This window comes from Flavobacterium sp. GNP001 (assembly GCF_054343775.1).
Window position 1 is genome coordinate 66086 of the sequence record NZ_JBTGUX010000001.1, and the last position, 21605, is coordinate 87690.

Sequence of the window (21605 nt, forward strand, 5' to 3'; positions counted from 1 at the left end):
CATTTAGGCTAAATTGTGTCTTCTTTATGTAATAGTTGTAATTTTGCACACTTAAACTTTACACTTGGAAGCAACAATAATGATTACCGATACACATACCCATTTATATTCAGAAGAATTTGAGCAAGATAGAAACGAAATGATACAACGCGCTATTGATGCTGGTGTTTCGCGTTTTTTTATTCCCGCAATCGATTCTACTTGTACAGAAGCAATGTATGAGTTGGAGAAAAATTATCCAGAAAATGTTTTCTTGATGATGGGGTTGCATCCTACTTATGTAAAAGAAAATTACGATGACGAATTGCAACATGTGGCCCAAGAATTGACAAAGCGAAAGTTTTATGCGGTTGGCGAAATAGGAATCGATTTGTACTGGGATAAAACCCATTTGGAACAGCAACAAGACGCTTTTAGAAGGCAAATCAAATTAGCCAAACAATACAAATTGCCAATAGTAATTCATTGTAGAGAGGCTTTTGACGAGATTTTTGAAATATTAGAAGAAGAAAAATCAGCTGATTTATTTGGTATCTTTCATTGCTTTTCAGGTACTTATGAGCAAGCTTTACAGGCTATTTCGTATAATATGAAGCTGGGTATAGGTGGTGTGGTTACTTTTAAAAACGGAAAAATTGATCAGTTTTTAAATCAAATCAACCTAGAACATATTGTTTTAGAGACGGATGCACCGTATTTGGCTCCCGTTCCATACCGAGGAAAAAGAAACGAGAGCAGTTATATTATTAGTGTTGCAGAGAAATTAGCTCAAATTTACGGCCTGACTGTGGCTGAAATTGCAGCACAAACTACCGCAAATTCTAAAGCTGTTTTTGGAGTATAAAAGCGGAGTTTCATATTCTCAGAAGTTTTAGTGATAAAAATTGATGGCTATCTAAAATCAACATAATTAGTCGCGGCAACGAGCATTTATTGCTCAGTAGATAAAAATAGAAATAAAATAAAATAATAGGTGTTTTGTAATAATTATGCAAAAATTAGGGGCTGACTTTGGGATTTAAACTAGAATTGACCTTAATTTCATATTTTTTTTGTTCATTTGCCCACACAAAAATTGAGAACCAAAATGCAGAAATTTGACGCTATTCGTCCTTTTTATGACTCCGAAATAAACGAAGCACTTCATAATGTGGCTAATCATCCGATGATGAAAGCCTTGATGAATTTTACCTTTCCTGATGTGGAAGATTCCGTTTGGAAAGAGCAACTTCGTAAAACCCACTCTATTCGTGATTTTCAATGTAATTTTATATACCAATCGGTACAAAAGGTTTTAGAAAAAAGTTCTGAAGGAATTACTACTTCTGGCTTTGAAAATTTAGAGCCTAATACTTCCTATCTATTCATATCGAATCACCGAGATATTTTGTTGGATACTACTTTACTCAATACAGCATTGTTTGAGCATGGTTTGGTGATGACCGCATCGGCAATCGGGGATAATTTAGTTAAAAAAGCATTTTTAAACACACTCGCCAAACTCAATAGAAACTTTTTGGTGCAACGTGGTTTAACCCCTCGCGAGATGCTGCAAAGTTCCAAATTACTTTCAGAATACATTGGTAATTTATTGGTACATGAAAATCGTTCAGTGTGGATTGCGCAACGCGAAGGACGAACCAAAGACGGTAATGATGAAACCAATCCTGGTGTTTTAAAAATGCTTGGTATGGCATCTGATGAAAAAGAACCAATGGATTATTTTAAGAAATTAAAAATAGTTCCAGTGGCTATTTCCTATGAATACGATCCTACGGATGTGCTAAAAATGCCGCAGCTTATGGCTGAAGCTAATAATGAAGTGTATGTAAAGGATAAAAACGAAGACTTCATGACTATTTTGAGTGGTGCTTTGGGACAGAAAAAAAGAATTCACATTCACCTAGGAACGGTTATCGATACTGAAATTAATGCCATCAAAGCAGCCAATGATAATGCCAACAAGCAAGTGGTAGCGCTCGCTCAAGTGATCGATGATGCTATTTTGAGTAATTACAAGTTGTGGCCAACCAATTTTATTGCTCATGATTTGTTGCATAAAAGCAATGAATATGCACATAAGTATACTGAAAACGAAAAATCATTATTCGAACGCAGGCTAGAAATGCGTATTGATCATGACAATCAAGTGGCCCTTGATGGATTTTTAGCCATGTATGCTAATCCGGTTACCAATCAATTAAAATACCACGATGTCGTATAAAGCTAAAATATTATTACTCTATACGGGCGGTACCATTGGTATGAGTAAGGATTTTGAGACGGGTGCGCTCAAAGCTTTTAATTTTAATAAATTATTGCAACGCATACCGGAATTGAAGCAATTAGATTGTGAAATCGAAACTATTTCGTTCGAAAACCCAATCGATTCTAGTAATATGAACCCACAAGAATGGGCCAAAATTGCTACTGTTATTGCAGATAACTACGAGTTGTTTGACGGCTTTGTAGTTTTACACGGTTCTGATACTATGTCGTACTCCGCATCGGCATTGAGTTTTATGCTCGAAAATTTGGCTAAGCCTGTAATTTTCACAGGTTCGCAATTGCCAATTGGCGATCTGCGTACCGATGCTAAAGAAAATTTAATTACCGCCATACAAATTGCTTCATTACGTACCAAAAATGGTCCCGTGATTAGTGAAGTAGGTTTGTATTTTGAATATAAACTCTACCGTGGTAACCGCACAACCAAGATTAATGCAGAGCATTTTCGTGCTTTTACCTCGCCAAATTATCCGCAATTGGTAGAGTCAGGAGTGCATTTAAAATGGAGTGAAGAGTTGTTTTGGACGAGTCCGCAACCCGCTGCGCCACTTTTGGTTCATAAAAACCTGGATAACAACGTAGCAATAGTAAAGATGTTTCCTGGCATGAGTGAAGCTGTACTCAAAGCAATATTGAATATTCCCAATTTAAAAGGAATTGTACTTGAAACCTACGGAGCGGGAAATGCCTCTACCGAAGATTGGTTTTTAGCCTTATTGCAAAAAGCCATTAACAGCGGTTTGCATATTGTGAATGTGACCCAATGTTCAGGCGGAAGCGTCAATATGGGGCAATACGAGACCAGTACCAACATGAAAGAAATAGGCGTGATTTCAGGAAAAGACATCACTACTGAGGCTGCCATTACTAAGTTGATGTACCTTTTGGGACAAAGCATTCCGGCTAAGGATTTTAAAGAAATTTTTGAAACTTCTTTGCGCGGAGAGATGATATAATCTGTGGTTTTGCTTTTGTAAGTCATATTTTTTTATGTTATTTGCAAACCAATTTTAGAGAGGTGTCCGAGTGGTTGAAGGAGCTAGCCTGGAAAGCTAGTATATGGGTAACTGTATCGAGGGTTCGAATCCCTTCCTCTCTGCAAAAAAAATAATGCTTTCCGCAAGGATAGCATTTTTTGTTTTAAAGCGTGGCAAACTTTTTAGTTTGTCTAAGCTATAAAACAAAAAAGGATCAGGCATGCAATGCCGAGCATTGATTTTATTGTGAGACACCCTTCTTGGGATCAACGGAGTTAATTCTTTCCGCTCAACTAAAATAGAAATGATGCCTAAAATATAGGTTTTTTATAATGTTAAACTTGCTACTACAGTATATTTGATTTCGATATTATAGGTGCCTGCAGGACATAAAGAGCTTGGTTTAATCCTAAATTGAATCGGTATATCTTTTCTACAGCCTATGAATTCCATAATTTTTACAGCTTGGGTAGCGTTGTTAGGGACTACAATGTAATTACCACCATTAGATGGCATTAAGTTTCTTTGACCTAAAGGTTTGATTAATAAAGTATCATAAATACTCACTGTTGGGAATCGTTGACCGCTGTTTACAGTTGTTTTCGCTTCAATAATTATGTTTGCTGGTGCATTAACTGAATTGATATAGACTTTATATCGATATACATTTTGTTCACAGAGAAGAGATGACGAGAGTAATAATATTGGATCTAGTACAAAACCAATTTTAGTGGCGTCAAAATTACTTTCGAATCCTACTGTAGCGTCATCAACACCTGCCTCTACCACAACTGCACTAACTGATTGCGTAAAACTCGGCATTCCTGTAACATTCAAAGTTCCTGCCAAAATTTGGGCTTGTGCACAGCTAAACGATAGCAAGAAAGATACTGTTATGATAAATAAATTTTTCATTTTGGTTCTATTTAATTTCATAAATAATTTCAAATCCACTGGGTAATGATAATCCACTTTGATTCTCTACAGTAATACGAAGATTATAACCAGTGCCTAATCCATTGCCAGTGTAGCCACTTGCGAAACTGTTTATCAAGATTTGTTCCGTAGTGCTCAAGGTAATTGGGCTGCTGTTTTGATTAGCGATAAATGACCCACCAATACTTGTTGCAGCTATAACTTGAATTTTTATCACAATCCCAGCAGGAACTATTTGGTTCGTGCGCACATAAATTTTAGCATTAGCAAAATTCACACCTCGATAGGTATAATTCAACCAAATGTTTTCGTTTGTTGCAATTCCGCCAACACCAGTTGCAGGTAAACCTGCTTCTAAGGTACTGCTGTTAAGACCAAAGCTAATAGTGTTGCTAGGGTCTGGCTCTGCATCAAGAATAGCAATGGGTTGAAGGCTCAAAGTAGCAAAGTTAGATTGTTGTCCACCTCCAAAAATGAAATTACTACTAATTGTAACATTCAATGTTTCCTGTGCCCCGCAAACGACGAAGCATAAGGTAAAAAGAGCCGCTAGTATATAGTCTGTATTTTTCATAATTGCCCTCCTATTGTAAAGTTTTTACTTTTAAATTGTACTTTGCGTTCTTTGCCTTTTACAGGTACATTTATTGTAGCTTTTTCTCCTTCTTTTACAGTGATTTGAGTTTCTTTTTCAATTTCAAAAAACTCTTTTCCTTTGTAGCGCATAAGTTTTAATTTGTATGTTCCTGGAACGATATTTTGAAATTTGAAAACGCCTTGCGCATTAGACTCTACGTTGTATGTGAAGTTCTCATTTTCAATCTTTAGATATCCTTCTAGATTAGTACCGTTTGGCCTTGACAATTCCGGAAAAACAAGAGTTCCTATTATTGATGATGCACGTACAATTGTTATGTTTAATTCTGCTTTTTTATCTTTTTCAATAGTAACCTGAAATGGCGTTTTTGTAGCGGGAATTATTCCAAATGGAAGGGTAGACTCATCCATCAAAATGTAATTCTTTCCAAGAGGTAAGTTATTTAACTCAAAAACTCCTTTAGCATTGGTTACAATACTTTTTCCAGCTGCAATAATTTTTATTCCTTTTACATATATGCTTTTATCATTTACTTGAATTATGCCAGTTACTCCACCTTGTTCTAAAATTCTTTTTATTGGAACTCCAAACGAATAGGTGTAGGTTCCAAAAGCTAATAGTTCCTTTCTATTGGTTACTCCAGGATTTTCAAAATAATTAGCTCGAATTTCAAATAAATGATTTTTAGCTAGATTAATCATTAACATTGCGTTTATGAAATCTCGTCTTAAATAGAAGTCTTCTGGGCTGAAACCACTATTGTATGTAGCATTGAATCTAAAGTTTCTGTTGAAATTATAGTCAATCCCAACACTGTAAGTATAGAAGTTTTCATTTGCATTAGTCTCATTATATCGATTACTGTAATTGTGATTAATACCGCTTCGAAGTGAAAAATGACTTGAGAACCGATAAGATGCATCTACAGTATGAGCATATGTTGTTCTGTATTGCAAATCGTTACTTAATAAATTTTGCGTTTCGGCTATTCTTCCAGTAAAGCCAAAAGCAAATGCCTTACCAGAGAAAATGTATCTGTAATCGATTCCAGATTCATTATAAAAATAACTTTTGGGCTCAAGTTGATCCTCTCTTGTTCTCTTATCTATACGAATATCAAAATAACTTTTAGGCCCAAAACGGTATCCAATTCTTCCGTAGTAGTTTTCAAAATAAGGTTCAGCAGCAAAAAACAATGGGTTTAAACGCTTATTTACTTTAGATACGGTTTGTCCGACAACAAAATCGAATTTTCTAAATTTATAGAATAAGCTATTGTTATACTCAATACTATTTCTGATGATTCCAAAGTAATTTTTACCTGAAAATGTAAAACTCCCACTATAAGTCAAACCGTTCATCTTTTGGACTAGGTTAAAGAAATGAGCCTGATCAACATGTTTATTAGTAACGCTTAGTGAAGACTCTGCGTTGATAAACGTATTTTTTGATCTTAGTTCAAAATTAGCAGTACCAATTTGACCTTTTTCATCCAAGTTAGCCTCTATGTTTCTGTTGGCACCCATAACAGTTCCTTTAGAGCTTTCTACTGCAAAGCCTAATAGGGCGTTCTTATTAAAACGATAAACAGATTTAAAGCCAAATAGTGCTTCTGAATTAAAGCTGTACAATCTCGGTTTAGTAAAGAAAGCAGATAGTGTCCAATCATTTATATTTTGATCCACTCTAAATCCCATTCCAAAGCGGCTATCAAAACCTAATCGATTGATATAATAGGCGTGATCTCCTAAATACACAGTCGTGTTATTATTGTATTTATAGATTAAACTATATTGATCAGTAATGCCGAAATTGATTAGGTTTTTTTGTTGAGGTGCTCTTATGATTAAATTTAAGTAATTTTTTCTTTTCAAATCTAAAAAACCATCACCTAATAATTCCCCTGAAATTGCTGAAAAATTCCTGTCTTGAAATGTATTACTAATATAGTTTACACTAAAGCGTACTGGATATCTAAAAAACGGATCAGCTTGTTTAAGTTTTGTAGGGAACACTTTTGTACTACCGTATGCTTTGTACGACTTGCCAGATGTTACACTCAACGCATTCAAAGAGGTTGTGATAGTAGTAAAATCATAATACTTTGCATCAGTTTTTTGTGTTATTTCAACTGTTGCTGTCATATTTGGACCTAGTTTAATCAATTTCGCTTCTTTAATGGTGTTTGTTGAGGATATCGAGATTTCTTGTTCTACATTACCTCTATTTTTAATTTCATATTTGGCCTCTATTATTTCTCCCGCTTGTACTTTGCCAGAAGTGAACAAGTTGTACACTTCTAGGTCTAAGTTTGGTTCAATGTTAAAAACAACTTCTTTTGAGTCAATTTTACTTCCATTTAAATTTTTAACGACAAAGGTCGCAGCAGCGTTTCCTGATGGATTGTCTACTGGTATATTGAAACTGATTAACACCATTTTCTTTTGATAAGCTTCCAAGACTCCAATATCACTTATAGAAATCAAGCTCCAATTGCGAGGTAATTCGGCTATGAGTTTTAAATTAGAGGTGCTGTTTTCGCCGTTTTCAATTTCGATAATTAACGTATGGGTTTTATTTGTTGAATAACTTTCTTTAAGGTTTAAGACACGAATTTTAATTTGTTCTATTCCTGAAGCATTTTGTTTTTTTTCTTTTGTTTCTACAATTGTGGCAGTTGAAACTTTGATGTTTTCGGATGCGGATACATTTTTTTTATTGGTTTCAGAAGTTCCTTTAGCTAAATCTTCCTTTGAATTAGTAGTAGGAACAACTTTTTGTTTGTCTACGGTTTTAGTGCTATTAGTGTTTCCTATTTCTGGAACTATATTGTTTTTAATGTTTTGTTTTATATTTGATTTTTTACTCTCGTTACTGTTGTTTTTTACAGTGTTTTGTTTTGATATGCTTGATTTCAATCCGTTTGAAGTAGCAAGTTTTGCATTAACCACTTTCGCTGGCGCTTTTATTGATGAACTTGTAGCAGTATTTTTTACGGTATTTAATGCTAATTTTTTATTGTTTTGTTGTGACTGTGCCTCTTTTACAGCTGCAACTCCACCAGCATTAGTATTGGTTTTTGCTACTGCCACAAGAGGAGTTTCATTTGAGTCAGAGATAGCTTGAGTTTTATCTTTTGAGAAAGCACGTTGCATTGCTTGCATCTCGTTTTTTGTGAATGATTTTACATCATTTTGTTTTTTGTTATTTGCTGTAGCATTTCTAGTTGTGTTTGTTTCAGTAGAAGCACTATTCGTTTTTGCCGCAGTCAAAGAGGTTGTTTCATTTGAATCAGAGTTTGCTTGAGTTTTGTCTTTTGCGAAAGCACGTTGCATTACTTTCATTTCTTCTTCAGTAAACGATTTTACATCATTTTGTTTTTTGCTATCGGCTGTAGCATTTTTAGTAGTGGTACTATTCGTTTTTGATGGAGACAGTGAACCAGTTTCATTTGAATCAGCGTTTGCTTGGGTTATATCTTTTGCGAAAGCACGTTGCATTGCTTGCATTTCATTTTTTGTAAACGATTTTACATCATTTTGTTTTTTGTTATCTGCTGTAGCATTCTTAGTAGTGGTACTATTCGTTTTTGACGCAGCAAGCAGAGCAGTTTCATTTGAATCAGAGTTTGCTTGAGTTTTATCTTTTGAAAAAGCACGTTGCATTACTTGTATCTCGTTTTTTGTAAATGATTTTACATCATTTTGTTTTTTGTTATTTGCTGTAGCATTTTTAGTTGTGTTTGATTCAGTAGCATTACTATTCGTTTTTGCCACAGCCAATGGAGCAGTTTCATTTGAGTCAGAGTTTACTTGAGTTTTGTCTTTTGCGAAAGCACGTTGCATTGCTTTTATTTCTTCTTCAGTAAACTTTTTTACATCGTTTTGGTGAGAAGCACCAGCATTAAGTTCTTTTTCTATAATTTTTGATGTTAGTTCTGCATTTGATCTTTCACTTGCTTGTTTATTATAGTAATTCGATGAGTTATTATCCTCATATTGAATTGGTGTAGTTGTAGGTGTTGAAGTAGTACTCACACTTACTGTATCCAAATCTTCAGACTGCACTCCCATCCCACATCCTATGTAGAGAGGTAGAAGTAGATAGATAAGTTTATATACAGTTTTCATAGTAGTGGATTATAATTAATGGAGTGGGACCCTACACTTTAGTCTATAGCAAGACTAACGTTAGTTCCTATAAATTTTTCTCTCGAATCAGCAACCAAAAGGCAGGTGTAATTTCCTTTAGGTAGTTCGGAAATGTTGATGGTGTAATCTTTGCAAAAACCAGGGAATACTAAGCCTCTAATTGTTGTTTTTTGAAAGATATTTTTTCCTTCTGAATCGTAAATCTCTAAAGACAATTTTACGCCTTCTATAAATGAATTTTGATTAGCAATTTTAATTACTAAGTTTTTGTTATCTGTAGTTTTGTCAATGTCAACTTTTTGGAAATCTAGGCTTACTTCATCAAGGCTGTTTACGTTTGTTATTAAGGCAATAGCATATCTCATTTTTGTATTCAGACCTATGTTGTGCTCAAGTTTTTCTTTTTTAATAGGTTTTTCTATGTCAATCATTAACATGTTCCAGAAGGTACCTCTTAATGCTTGGTCATTTGGGATGTTGATTGTGAATCTGTAGCTATATTGTTCTTTTGGATTCAGTACCTTGTCCATTAAACTTCCATCAAACCAGTTTAAAGACGATTTTAGGTGGGATTGTGTAGTTGAAAAAGTACGGTCTCCTGTGCAAGAAAAAATGGCTTCATGTAAACTAAAGGAAACTGTTTGCTGTTCATCTGAACTATTGAGTAGAATAACTTCGCCCTGGATTTGAGTGCCAGAGATTCCAGAATAAATATGTGTTAATCCGTTTGTTACAACAACGCTTGAGTAGGTCAAATTCACGAATAAAAATAATGCGATAATTAAGTATATTTTTTTCATTTTTACGTTTATTAGGGAAATAATTGGGATCAGGGTTTTTTACTATACAATAAAGTTAATATCTAAGTTGGGAAATTGATAGTGATTTTCGATGGCTAGTTCGTTACTGCAGTTAAACGGTATTATTTAGTCTTTGAACTATTTTGATAATTCAGTACGGTATTGATGTGGTCTATTTTTGATTAACGATGTCATATAAATAAGATTGCTAAGTTGCTGCTAAACGTGTTTTTAGAATCAATCCTAAAAAAGAAAGGTTCTATACACTGTGTAAAGAACCTTTCTTGGTAGATGGTAAAAATAAATGTAGTGCATTAAATATCAGTCAAAGTATATTTAAGAGTTGCACTGTAATCTCCAGCACGGTACATTGCGAAGTTTCCGTTTTGTTCTAATGTGTAGGTTAGTCTTACACCTCTAGCCAAATCGCCAGTATACACACTTTCAATGCTTGTTACTAATAGCGCATCTACACCAATTGCATTGGTTACTCCTAAACGTACTCCTGCAGCAGTTACTGTTCCAGCAGAATCTGTTGTACCTCCATTAGCAATAATTGAGGGAGCTACAGGTGTTATTCTTAAATCTAAGCTTGCTGGAAATGTACTACCAGCTTCTAACTGAACATTGATTTGACGGGTTAAGTCGTATCCGCTTCCATTTGCTGCTGTAGCTACAACACTAGTGTAATTCAAATATAAATTTGTATAACTCAGGGCTGAAAACGCATACAAACCAGCTTCACGGTTGACACCAGATTGTGTAGCATTCGCCATGTTGAATACAACGGTTGCAGCTTCTGTTCCGGTATTACTGTCATAAATGTCTATCAGTGCAATTTCTGGTATGCTCACATTTAAGAGGTGTGTAGCAGTGTTTACATCAGTGTTGTCTTGAGCATTTGCGTTGCTAGCAAATAGGGCGGCAACGGCTACGAATAGTAGGTTAACATTTTTCATAATATGGGTTTTTAGATTATTAATATATTTAAAACTACGACCTAAGATCGTTGCAGGGTTTGGTTTTTCGTTAGACTGCATCGAAGTATAGACGAATAAAAGCTTTTAAAAGTCTTTCTGTAAATGATGCTGCCTTATTTTGCTGGTAAAAATTAATATTTCTTCTTACATCTGTGATTGCTAAGTCAGCATGTTTATTACCAAAAAAGGTTCTATACAGTGTGTAAAGAACCTTTCTTGGTAATGGTAAAATTAAATGTAGTGCATTAAATATCAGTCAAAGTATATTTGATAGTTGCACTATAATCTCCAGCACGATACGCAGCAAAGTTTCCATTTTGTTCTAATGTGTATGTTAATCTTACACCTCTAGCCATATCTCCAGTGTATACACTTTCAATACTTGTTACTAATAGCGCATCAACACCAATTGCATTGGTCACTCCTAGAGCTACGCCTGCAGCAGTTACTGTTCCAGCAGAATCGGTTGTGCCTCCATTAGCAATAATTGACGGAGCAACAGGTGTTATTCTTAAATCTAAACTCGCTGGAAATGTACTACCTGCTTCTAACTGAACATTGATCTGACGGGTTAAGTCGTATCCGCTTCCATTTGTTGCTGTAGCTACAACACTTGTGTAATTCAAATATAAATTTGTGTAACTCAAGGCTGAAAACGCATACAAACCTGCTTCACGGTTAACACCAGATTGGGTAGCATTCGCCATGTTAAATACAACGGTTGCAGCTTCTGTTCCGGTATTACTGTCATAAATGTCTATCAGTGCAATTTCTGGTACGCTCACATTTAAGAGGTGTGTAGCAGTGTTTACATCAGTGTTGTCTTGAGCATTTACTTGTGTTGCAAATAATCCAGCAACACTTAATAATAGTAGATTAAAATTTTTCATGGTAATAGATTTTATGGGTTTATTGAGTCAAAGATAATTTGATGTTCCATAAAATATTTTGTTATTCGTTGAATAACAGTTTAGTATAGGTGAGTTTATTAAAAGTTGTGTTGAGCTGGCTGCGTGATCAAGATTTTTATTTGCAAACAAATATCTAGCGCTTGGTTAAGGATTTAGATTTTTATTTGGCATAAAAGACATTTTTAGGAATCTAGTGCTATCTTTGTTCTGCACTAGTTTTAAACGGAATTAATCCAACCTATTATTCTATTTTCACTTAAAATTAATTACAATATGCGTTTCACAATCCTTGGTTTTTTGCTTTTGTCGTTTTGTAAACTGTATTCGCAGGCCGACGTTGTGGTGGCAGATAGTCTCGTTGTTAAAGTAGATTCTTTATACCGTGAGGATCAATTTTATTTTAGCTTGACGTATAATACGCTTTCCAAAAAACCAAATGGGGTGAGTCAAAGTAAATTTTCATCTGGAATTTCTTTTGGTTTTTTGCGTGATATGCCCATTTCAAAAAACAGACAAATAGCTGTTGCGACAGGTTTGGGCTTTACGTATAACAATTACAATCAAAATCTAGCCGTATCAGGCAGTGCACAAAATCCATCTTATGAGGTGATTGGTGCAAACACAGCTTTTGATAAAAATAAAATTTCGACTTTAACCATTGATGTGCCTTTAGAGTTCAGATGGCGTACTTCAACGTACGAAAGTCATAAGTTTTGGCGCATTTACAGCGGATTAAAATTTAGTTATTTACTGCTAGATAACGCTATTTTTAATGGAGCTACGGGTGATACTAAAATTTCTGGTAATAAAGATTTTAACAAACTACAGTACGGAGCGTACTTAAGCGCCGGTTACAATACAATTAACTTGTACGTTTATTATGGTTTGAATCCTTTGTTGGAGGCGCAGACCACAACAGCAGAATCTTTTGCATTACAGGCTCTCAATTTTGGAGTCATTTTTTATATTTTATAGCCATAAGTTCAATAGTAATAGCTGCGGAATTGATCCTATAAAAAATCCAATCACCAATTCTTTATACGTATGCGCATTCATTTCTAAACGAGAGGAGGCTACCAAGCCATTCGTGACAATAAGTAATGCAATCAAAAAAGTGTAAGGTATTTGAAAATGCATGCTGCATCCGATTATAAAAACGGTCAATGAACTAATTCCTATTAGATGTAAACTAGCTTTGACACGTATAAAAAGTAAAAGTAATGCGATTAAACTACTCAAAAGACCACCCAATAAAAAAAAGTGAAACTCCGGATATTCAACAATGGTAATGTTTTTTTTGATTAACAACAGCAGTAAAAAACAATGTAATACGAGTGGAATTTTGCGTTCTCCAATGCCTTTTGCCATTATCGATTTTATCTGCCCGCTGGCTCGCAGCAAAAAGTAGGCAACTATGGGAAGTAATACCGTAGTTACAAGGACTTGTCCAAAAACAAACAGTTTTTGAGTTGTAGAAAAATCAAGATCAGTCCCGAAAAAATAGAACAACGCAGCCATTGCCGGTATAAAAATCGGATGAAAAAGATAGGAAAATAGCGGAAGTATTTTTTTTAAAGTCATTTTGGTCAAAAAACAAATATAACGAAAGTCAAATGATTGGCAGCCCAACTCGAATCAGTTTAACAATTAGTAAACTATTTTTTTTTAAAGGTACTGATTCATTTAATCCTAAAAAGAATGGTATTTTTGACTATGTTTTGATTGGCTCTTTTGCCCGTTAACTTAGATTTTTATAATCCTTGCTACTCATGAATTCAAATTCGTTACCCATTGCTTTTGAAATAACCAAAAAAGGTATTGTAACCACTGATGGCTTGCTGCTGGATCATATTTCCATCGATAGTAGATCACTTCAAAATGGCAAGCAAACACTGTTTTTTGCATTGTCAGGAAGTAATAATGATGCGCATCAATACATTCCAGATTTGATCCAGCAAGGGGTACAGCATTTTGTAGTACACCAAATTCCAAGTGCGTATCAAGAGCAAGCGCACTTTTATGTCGTGCAGGACACGCGAAAGGCTTTGCAAGAAGTGGCATCGCAGTATCGTGCACTTTTTCATTTTCCTGTTATCGGAATTACGGGAAGCAATGGAAAAACAATCGTAAAAGAATGGCTGAACTTTTTGCTGAGTCCTGATTTTAATGTAATTCGCAGTCCAAAAAGTTATAACTCGCAAATTGGAGTGCCACTTTCGATTTTAGGGATTAACGAAAAACACAATCTAGGAATTTTTGAAGCCGGAATTTCTACCATAAATGAAATGCAACAATTGCAGCAAATTGTGCAACCTACGATTGGAGTTCTCACGAATATTGGTTCGGCTCATGACGAAGGGTTTACAAGTCGTGAACAAAAAATTATCGAAAAACTACAACTTTTTAAAAATGCTGAGGTACTTATTTGCAACAAAAATTCAGTTGTTGATTTGTATCTTCCAAAAAATATAAAGACACTTTCGTGGAGTTTTGAAGATCCCGCTGCAAATGTGTTTTTGTCAAAAAAAACAATGCAAGCGGGAACACGACTTAGTGTGAGTCAGGGATCAATTCAGTTTGAAGTGGAGATCCCTTTTCAAGATGAGGCTTCCATCGAAAACGCAGTTTCAGCTTTGATGGTTTTATTACATTTAAAGTATGACACAGCAACCATTCAAGAACGTATGGCTATGCTGTACCCGGTTGAAATGCGTTTGAAAGTTAAAAACGGAATCAACAATTGCAGCTTAATTGACGATAGTTACAGCTCTGATTATCAGTCGTTGAAAATCGCTTTGGATTTTTTAGAAAGTCAAAAGCAATACCAAAAGAAAACCATTATTTTATCAGATATTTTCCAGAGCGGATTGCCGCAAGAGGAGTTGTATGAAAAAGTGGCAAAGTTAATTGTGGCCCATAAAATAGATCGTGTAATTGGTGTTGGAACAACCATTTCAGCGTTTCAAAATCAGTTTAGCCAAGCCACTGTTTATCCCGATACAGCTTCGTTTATTGCCAATTTTGAACAACTTGATTTTTCGAACGAAACCATTTTGATAAAAGGAGCGCGCTCTTTTGCCTTTGAAGAAATTGTGCATTTACTCGAAGAGAAAACCCATGAAACCGTACTCGAAATTAATTTGAATGCGATCACACACAATTTGAATTTTTTTAAATCAAAGTTGCAAGCTGATGTTAAAGTAATGGTGATGGTTAAGGCTTTTGGTTACGGAAACGGAGGTCTTGAAATTGCCAAATTATTAGAATTCAATAAGGTAAATTACCTAGGTGTGGCTTTCGCCGATGAGGGAATAGCGCTTAAAAATGGCGGAATTAAAATACCAATTATGGTTTTAAATCCAGAGAGTACTAGTTTTGCAGCGATTATTCAGCATGGCATTGAGCCCGAGATTTATTCTTTAAAAGGACTACAGGCTTTTTTAAAATTAGCCAAACAAAAAGACTTAAGTCGTTTTCCAATTCACATCAAGATCGACACCGGAATGCATCGCTTGGGTTTTGAGAAAGACACAATACCTGATTTAATAGCTGCTTTGCACGACAACAAGCACGTGACTGTAAAAAGTATTTTATCGCATTTAGCCACGAGCGATGATCCAAAACACTTTGAATTTGTACACCAACAAATTGCCCTTTTTGACCAATTGTCAACTCAAATTTGCAATGAATTAAATATAAAACCATTACGTCATATTTTAAATACTTCAGGAATTAGTAATTTTCCAAATGCGCAGTTTGATATGGTTCGCTTGGGTATTGGTTTGTATGGCGTTTCAAATGATCCCGAAGAACAAAAACAATTAGAAAATGTAGGAACATTAAAATCTATTATTTCACAAATCAGAACCATTTCAGCAGGTGAGAGCGTAGGCTATGGCAGACGATTTATGGCTACGGTACCTACAAAGATTGCCACCATTCCGATAGGATATGCCGACGGAATCTCCAGAGCGTGGGGTAATGAGGTAGGCCACGTTTTGATTAAAAATAAAAAAGCACCTATTGTAGGCAGTGTTTGTATGGATATGCTTATGGTGAACGTCACAGATATTGACTGTTTAGAAGGCGATGTTGTGGTTGTTTTTGGTGAAAACTTATCGGTGAATTATATTGCTAATCGTTTAAATACTATAGCATACGAGGTTTTAACCGCCATTTCGCAACGAGTAAAAAGAGTGTTTTATCGTATTTAGTTATTTTTTTGTTAAATTTTTCTAGGTTAATGTTAAAATTTTAACTAAGTTCGTTTTTCAAATAAACTTAACTTAAAAACATTTTCTATGGGATTTTTTAGTGATTTCAAAGCATCTTTAATGAAAGGTGACGTACTTAGCCTTGCCACAGCAGTAGTAATGGGCGGTGCATTTGGTAAAATTGTAGGATCAGCGGTTGATGATGTAATCATGCCAATAGTAGGTTTACTTACTGGTGGTATCGATTTTACACAGAAATTTGTGACCCTTGACGGTAACTCTTATGCTGATTTGGCTGCGGCTAAAACAGCGGGTGCGGCAGTTATCACGTATGGTAACTTGGTACAAGCAATTATCAATTTTGTAATTATTGCGTTCTTTATTTTTGTAGTTTTAAGAGCTGCCGAAAAAGCAAAGAAAAAAGAAGTTGCAGCTCCTGCAGCTCCAGCTGGACCAACGCAAGAAGAATTGTTAACGCAAATTAGGGACTTGTTAAAAAAGTAATTTCCGCTACATTATATATTCTAACTAAACCGCCACGTAATTGTGGCGGTTTTTCTTTGCGATATTTTGATCAGAAGAACCAACTAAATTCCTCTCAAGTCATGTGTACTACAAAGTCACTAGTTTTTCTTTTTTATGGCGTTTCCCGCCGTGGCGGGTCGGGCCTTTCGCTGCAATCTTTTTTCGGCTAAAAAGCCTCAAAAAGGATTTCCACTTCAATCCCTAACGCAACGCGCAGTCAATAAGTTGAATCGAATAAAAAAACAATAATTTTCTCTGCCACAGATTACACTGATTAGCACAGATTAGTTCGTTGTGTAATTTAGAAATCATTTTAATCCTGCTAATCTGTGGCAAAACTTTGTTAGTAATTCTGACAATAGATCTGTCGTGCTTTTTGAATTTCTTTTAAGACTTAATTTTCTTAATGGTTAAAATAATTCAAAAGACTTGTTCATTATGTGTTCCATTGTTAAAGAGTGCTTTTCAACCACTTTAGTCATGTTGATTGACAAATAGTGATTAATCCTGAATTGTTATAAATCAAACATTTTGTTATTTTTTGTGAATGCAATTGTGGTACAGTCAATAATGTTTACTTTTGTCCTTTAAATGTAATACTCAATCAAAATATACTATGAAAATAGCAGTTGTTGGTGCCACCGGAATGGTTGGTGAAGTGATGTTAAAAGTGCTTGCGGAGCGCAATTTTATTGGAGCAACAGACGAATTAATTCTTGTGGCTTCTGAACGTTCTGTAGGTAAAGAAATTGCTTTTAACGGAAAAAATTATACAGTAGTTGGTTTGCAATCTGCAGTAGATTTAAAAGCGGATATTGCTTTGTTTTCGGCTGGAGGAGAAATTTCTTTAGAGTGGGCTCCAAAATTTGCAGCAGCAGGAACTACCGTAATTGATAACTCTTCTGCTTGGAGAATGGATCCAACTAAAAAATTAATTGTTCCTGAAATCAACGCTGACCAACTTACAGCTGATGACAAAATCATCGCCAATCCAAATTGCTCTACTATTCAAATGGTATTGGTATTAGCGCCATTACACCGCAAATACAATATCAAACGTGTCATTGTTTCTACTTACCAATCCATTACAGGAACTGGAGTAAAAGCGGTGCAACAGTTAGAGAACGAGTACGCAGGAGTGCAAGGCGATATGGCTTATAAATATCCTATTCATAGAAATGCTATCCCACAATGCGACTCTTTCGAAGAGAACGGATACACTAAAGAAGAAATGAAATTGGTGCGCGAAACCAAAAAGATTTTAAGTGATAATACGATTGCTGTAACAGCTACCGCCGTGCGTGTTCCTGTTGTCGGCGGCCACAGTGAGGCGGTAAATGTAGAGTTTTCAAATGATTTTGATCTAAGCGAAGTGCGTTCTATTTTGCACCAAACGGATGGTGTAGTACTTCAAGATAATATCGATGCATTTACTTATCCAATGCCGTTGTATGCTGAAGGTAAAGATGCTGTTTTTGTGGGTAGAATTCGTCGTGACGAAAGCCAAGAAAACACTTTAAACATGTGGATTGTTGCCGATAACTTGCGTAAAGGTGCTGCTACAAATACCATTCAAATTGCTGAATATTTAGTTGCCAATAAATTAGTATAAAACACAAATTGATCACATTTGATTAGCAAAATTGTTAAATGTGTCTCTTTTTATTGCGATTTTTGAATCCATTTGTTGAAGCAAAGTTTATATTTTGTGAAAACAAATGGATTTATGTTTTAGGATTGTTATATTTGCCCTCCATGAAAAACAAGTTTTCTATAGTAAGTCTCGTGCTCACCGTGACAGTATTGTGCTCAATGCTGTTTCAATCTGTGCACAAATACGAGCATATAGCTACACAACTTGCGGAAGTTCATTGTACCCATGAAAAAAAATCAGCTACCGAAATCACACACCAACATGATGGATATGATTTTTGCGGCATTTGCGATTTTAAAGTAAGTACTTTTACTTTTTTATTTTCATCTAAAATTTCAATTGAAAACTTTGATTTAGTAACACGAAAAACCGCTGTTACTTCCACTGAAATCAATAGTTTCTATAAAGGAAGCCTTTTTGCGCTTCGAGCACCACCTTTGTCCTAGAACGAATATTTATTAGCAAACATTTTCGAATTTAGAAAATGTATCAATCGTTTCTATATTTTGAACAAAGAACATGGACAAAAAAAGCTATCTTTTTTTCTGTCTCAGTCTTTTTTGCACTATCTCATTTGCACAAAGCACTGTACGCGGAAAAATAACCTCTCAGGCCGGAACTCCGCTTGTGGGAAGTCACATTCATATTGGTAAAAAAACAGTTTCAGCTGATGCTGATGGGAATTATTTGCTTAAAAAACTCCCTTCAGGAAATCAAAAAATACACGTTTCGTACATTGGTTTTCAGTCGGTAGATACTTTGGTAAACCTATCAGGCGATCTTGTTTTTGATTTTGTTTTAAAAGAAAAAGCAGATAAGCTTCAAGAAGTGGTGGTGCGTCAAAAAAACAATACGCTGAACAAATCTTTGCTAGAGCAAAAAATCAAAACAGAAACTATTGAAAGGTTCAGTAATCAAACCTTGGGCGAAGTGCTTAGGGAAGTGAATGGTGTTTCTAGTTTAAAAACAGGTAGCACTGTGGTAAAACCAATTATCAACGGATTGTTTGGTAGCAGAGTGCCGATAATCAATAATAATGTGCGACTCGAAGACCAGCAATGGGGAACGGAACACGCTCCTAATTTTGATGTGAATGCCGCAGGAAAAATAACGGTAATCAAAGGTGCATCCGGATTGCAATACGGCGGAGATGCCGTAGGTGGTTTGGTTGTCATTGAGCCATTAACCGTTAAACAAGATACACTTTTTGGAAAAACTATTTTAAACATGGTATCCAACGGTCGCGGTGGTTCGATTAGTTCGAGTTTGCACAAAGGCAATGACAAAGGATGGAGTTGGAACGCTTTAGGTACATTTAAGTATATGGGCGATCGCGAAACACCAACTTACGTCCTTTCAAATACCGGAAATCGTGAGGCCAATTTTTCAGGCGATGTGAAGTACACTGCCAAAAAATACGATATTGGTGCGTATTACAGCTATTACAACACTACAATCGGAATTTTGAGTGCTTCACACATTGGTAATGTTAATGATTTGTACAATTCTATAACCAATAAGATTCCATCGGTTGTCAATGATTTTACCTATGCCATTCGAAACCCAAAGCAAGAGGTGCAACATCATTTAGCTAAATTAAATTTTAATTACTTTCTAGACGAAACGGCATCAATCGCGGCGCAATATTCTTTTCAATTCAACAAAAGATTAGAATTTGATGTCCGCAGAGGTGATTTTAATTCGCGCGCTGCTTTAGATTTGGAGTTGGCCACACACGCTATGCAAGTTGATTACAAAAAAATACTTCATGATTGGACTTTCAAATCAGGTGTGAGTAGTTCGTTGCAAAGCAATTTTGCCAATCCAGCTACGGGTATAAAACCTTTGATACCAACCTTCGATCGTTATGAATTGGCCACGTACGGCATTTTTAATTACGATTTTTCAGATCATTTTTCGGTAGATGCTGGAGTGCGTTATGATTTTTCGCAAACTAATGCTACCAAGTTTTATTTGAAATCAAGATGGGAGGAGCGTGGTTACGATCCTGAATTTTCAAACTTTATTGTAGGCGAACAAGGCAACCAGTGGCTTACAAAACCATCGTTTAACTTTCATAACGTGTCGGCAAGTTTGGGCTTTCACCGCGAATTTGAAAACGATTTGCACTGGTATGGCAATGTAAGTTTAGCAGCCAGAAATCCGAATCCGTCTGAGTTTTTCAGTGATGGATTACATCATTCTACAGGAGTTATTGAGTTGGGAGATTTGGCTTTAGACCAAGAGCAAGCCGTTAAATTATCGACTACTTTGCAAAAAAAATGGAATCGTTTTTCGGTAGAATTCAATCCGTACTTGAACAGCATTCGAAATTTTATGTTTTTACGGCCAGTAGGTTTTGAAACCACGATTCGCGGTGCTTTCCCAGTGTATGATTACCAACAAACACAAGCCAGATTGTTTGGGGTTGACTTGCAAACACAATGGAAAATTAACGAAGATTGGCAACACGGACTAATGGTCTCTTATGTAAACGGTAGGGATGTTAGCAACCGTACGGCTCTTATTGATATGCCTCCATTGGGTGTGAGCAATAAAATTCAGTTCACAAAATCGGCTTGGCACGATTTGAAACTCGAATTAAAAAGCGAGTTGATGTTTCGTCAAAATCAATTTCCAAACTATAATTTCACCACCAATATCATCGAAAATAATAAGTTGGTTCCCGTTGTGGTAGATATTAGCACACCGCCAGCAGTTTATCATTTGTTGCATTTTTATTCTGAAATGACATTCAAAACATTTGGAAAAACGAGCACTACTTTAGCATTTTCTGTTCAAAATATAGCAAACACTTCGTATCGTGATTACCTCAATAGACAGCGGCTTTTTGCTGACGAAATGGGTAGAAACATACAACTACAAATCAAATTTAATTATTAAAAGTAAACACAAAAAAAATGAAAAATTTTAAAATTTTGGCCTTTGCATTAATCACATTAGTAAGCTTTTCATCTTGTAACAACGACGATCCAATTGCGGTTAATGAAGAAGAATTGATTACTACAGTAACAACCACATTAACAGCAGGAAACCAAACAATAACATTAACTTCAAAAGATCTTGATGGTGATGGTCCTAATATGCCTGTAATTACTGTTTCAGGTGAATTAGCATTAAATACTACTTATACAGGGGCAGTTAGTTTTTTAAATGAATCAGTAACTCCAGTTGATAATATTACTGCAGAAATTTTAGAAGAAGGAGTAGAGCACCAGTTATTTTTTCAGGCACCAGCAGCAGTAGGTGCTTTTACTTATGCAGATGCAGATGCTAATGGAAAGCCAATTGGTTTAAAATTTACTTTAAAAACAGGAGCGACTGCTACAACAGGTTCAATTACCGTAACTTTAAGACATGAGCCAGTAAAAACAGCTGATGGTGTGGCTACAGGTTCAATTACGAATGCTGGTGGAGCTACTGATGCGTTGATTACATATCCTGTAACGCTGAGATAAGTCATAAACGATTATTTTATCAAAGACAAAACGCTATCCTATTGGTAGCGTTTTTTTGTTTTATTTAAGAATTATTCGCAAGGCTTAGACA

The 21605-nt window shown here is 35.5% G+C and carries 17 protein-coding genes and 1 tRNA gene; 11 read left to right on the forward strand and 7 right to left on the reverse strand.

The window, feature by feature from the left end; genetic code table 11:
- Positions 1–76: 76 nt before the first annotated feature.
- From ACXX8U_RS00165 to ACXX8U_RS00180, 4 genes are all read left to right on the forward strand, one after another.
- The gene (locus ACXX8U_RS00165) at positions 77–844 is read left to right on the forward strand and encodes a TatD family hydrolase (protein ID WP_458566375.1); all 768 of its coding nucleotides are present in this window, start codon (positions 77–79) and stop codon (positions 842–844) included.
- A gap of 243 nt (positions 845–1087) precedes the next feature.
- On the forward strand, positions 1088–2224 hold the full coding sequence (locus ACXX8U_RS00170; RefSeq protein WP_458564095.1) for a 1-acyl-sn-glycerol-3-phosphate acyltransferase: 1137 nt from the start codon (positions 1088–1090) through the stop codon (positions 2222–2224).
- A complete protein-coding gene (locus ACXX8U_RS00175) occupies positions 2214–3245 on the forward strand; it encodes an asparaginase (RefSeq protein WP_458564096.1) in 1032 nt (343 codons plus the stop codon). The genes ACXX8U_RS00170 and ACXX8U_RS00175 overlap by 11 nt, the downstream gene beginning before the upstream one ends.
- A gap of 56 nt (positions 3246–3301) precedes the next feature.
- Positions 3302–3388 (forward strand) — tRNA-Ser (locus ACXX8U_RS00180).
- A gap of 205 nt (positions 3389–3593) precedes the next feature.
- Here ACXX8U_RS00180 and ACXX8U_RS00185 read toward each other — a convergent pair.
- The 6 genes from ACXX8U_RS00185 to ACXX8U_RS00210 form a co-directional block, all read right to left on the reverse strand.
- Positions 3594–4181 carry a hypothetical protein gene (locus tag ACXX8U_RS00185; protein WP_458564097.1) on the reverse strand — a complete coding sequence of 196 codons (588 nt, stop codon included), beginning with the start codon at positions 4179–4181 and terminating at the stop codon, positions 3594–3596.
- Between the two features lie 7 nt (positions 4182–4188).
- On the reverse strand, positions 4189–4776 hold the full coding sequence (locus ACXX8U_RS00190; RefSeq protein WP_458564098.1) for a hypothetical protein: 588 nt from the start codon (positions 4774–4776) through the stop codon (positions 4189–4191).
- Positions 4773–8930: a hypothetical protein gene (locus ACXX8U_RS00195; protein WP_458564099.1), complete on the reverse strand. Its 4158-nt coding sequence runs from the start codon at positions 8928–8930 to the stop codon at positions 4773–4775. The genes ACXX8U_RS00190 and ACXX8U_RS00195 overlap by 4 nt, the downstream gene beginning before the upstream one ends.
- Positions 8931–8968: 38 nt before the next feature.
- Entirely contained in the window at positions 8969–9751 is a 783-nt protein-coding gene (locus tag ACXX8U_RS00200) for a hypothetical protein (protein WP_458564100.1), read from the reverse strand.
- Between the two features lie 314 nt (positions 9752–10065).
- Positions 10066–10710: a hypothetical protein gene (locus ACXX8U_RS00205; protein ID WP_458564101.1), complete on the reverse strand. Its 645-nt coding sequence runs from the start codon at positions 10708–10710 to the stop codon at positions 10066–10068.
- A gap of 266 nt (positions 10711–10976) precedes the next feature.
- Positions 10977–11621: a hypothetical protein gene (locus tag ACXX8U_RS00210; protein WP_458564102.1), complete on the reverse strand. Its 645-nt coding sequence runs from the start codon at positions 11619–11621 to the stop codon at positions 10977–10979.
- Positions 11622–11915: 294 nt separating this feature from the next.
- On the opposite strand from ACXX8U_RS00210, the gene ACXX8U_RS00215 reads away from it, so the two are divergent.
- Complete coding sequence (locus tag ACXX8U_RS00215; RefSeq protein ID WP_458564103.1) at positions 11916–12617, forward strand: porin family protein; 702 nt, start codon at positions 11916–11918, stop codon at positions 12615–12617.
- Here ACXX8U_RS00215 and ACXX8U_RS00220 read toward each other — a convergent pair.
- Positions 12612–13223: a hypothetical protein gene (locus tag ACXX8U_RS00220; RefSeq protein ID WP_458564104.1), complete on the reverse strand. Its 612-nt coding sequence runs from the start codon at positions 13221–13223 to the stop codon at positions 12612–12614. The two genes, ACXX8U_RS00215 and ACXX8U_RS00220, sit on opposite strands and share 6 nt — an antisense overlap.
- A 188-nt stretch (positions 13224–13411) precedes the next feature.
- Between ACXX8U_RS00220 and ACXX8U_RS00225 the strand changes: the two genes are divergently transcribed.
- The 6 genes from ACXX8U_RS00225 to ACXX8U_RS00250 all read left to right on the forward strand — a co-directional run bounded on the left by ACXX8U_RS00225 (position 13412) and on the right by ACXX8U_RS00250 (position 21514).
- Positions 13412–15856, forward strand: coding sequence for a bifunctional UDP-N-acetylmuramoyl-tripeptide:D-alanyl-D-alanine ligase/alanine racemase (locus ACXX8U_RS00225; RefSeq protein WP_458564105.1), 2445 nt, complete (start codon positions 13412–13414; stop codon positions 15854–15856).
- Between the two features lie 87 nt (positions 15857–15943).
- Positions 15944–16360 carry a large conductance mechanosensitive channel protein MscL gene (gene mscL, locus ACXX8U_RS00230; RefSeq protein WP_210790444.1) on the forward strand — a complete coding sequence of 139 codons (417 nt, stop codon included), beginning with the start codon at positions 15944–15946 and terminating at the stop codon, positions 16358–16360.
- A 637-nt stretch (positions 16361–16997) separates the two neighbouring features.
- Positions 16998–17993: an aspartate-semialdehyde dehydrogenase gene (locus tag ACXX8U_RS00235; RefSeq protein ID WP_458564106.1), complete on the forward strand. Its 996-nt coding sequence runs from the start codon at positions 16998–17000 to the stop codon at positions 17991–17993.
- A 143-nt stretch (positions 17994–18136) separates the two neighbouring features.
- The gene (locus ACXX8U_RS00240) at positions 18137–18481 is read left to right on the forward strand and encodes a hypothetical protein (protein ID WP_458564107.1); all 345 of its coding nucleotides are present in this window, start codon (positions 18137–18139) and stop codon (positions 18479–18481) included.
- 73 nt (positions 18482–18554) lie between these two features.
- Complete coding sequence (locus tag ACXX8U_RS00245) at positions 18555–20939, forward strand: TonB-dependent receptor (protein ID WP_458564108.1); 2385 nt, start codon at positions 18555–18557, stop codon at positions 20937–20939.
- Between the two features lie 17 nt (positions 20940–20956).
- Complete coding sequence (locus ACXX8U_RS00250; protein WP_458564109.1) at positions 20957–21514, forward strand: type 1 periplasmic binding fold superfamily protein; 558 nt, start codon at positions 20957–20959, stop codon at positions 21512–21514.
- The last annotated feature ends 91 nt before the right edge of the window (positions 21515–21605 follow it).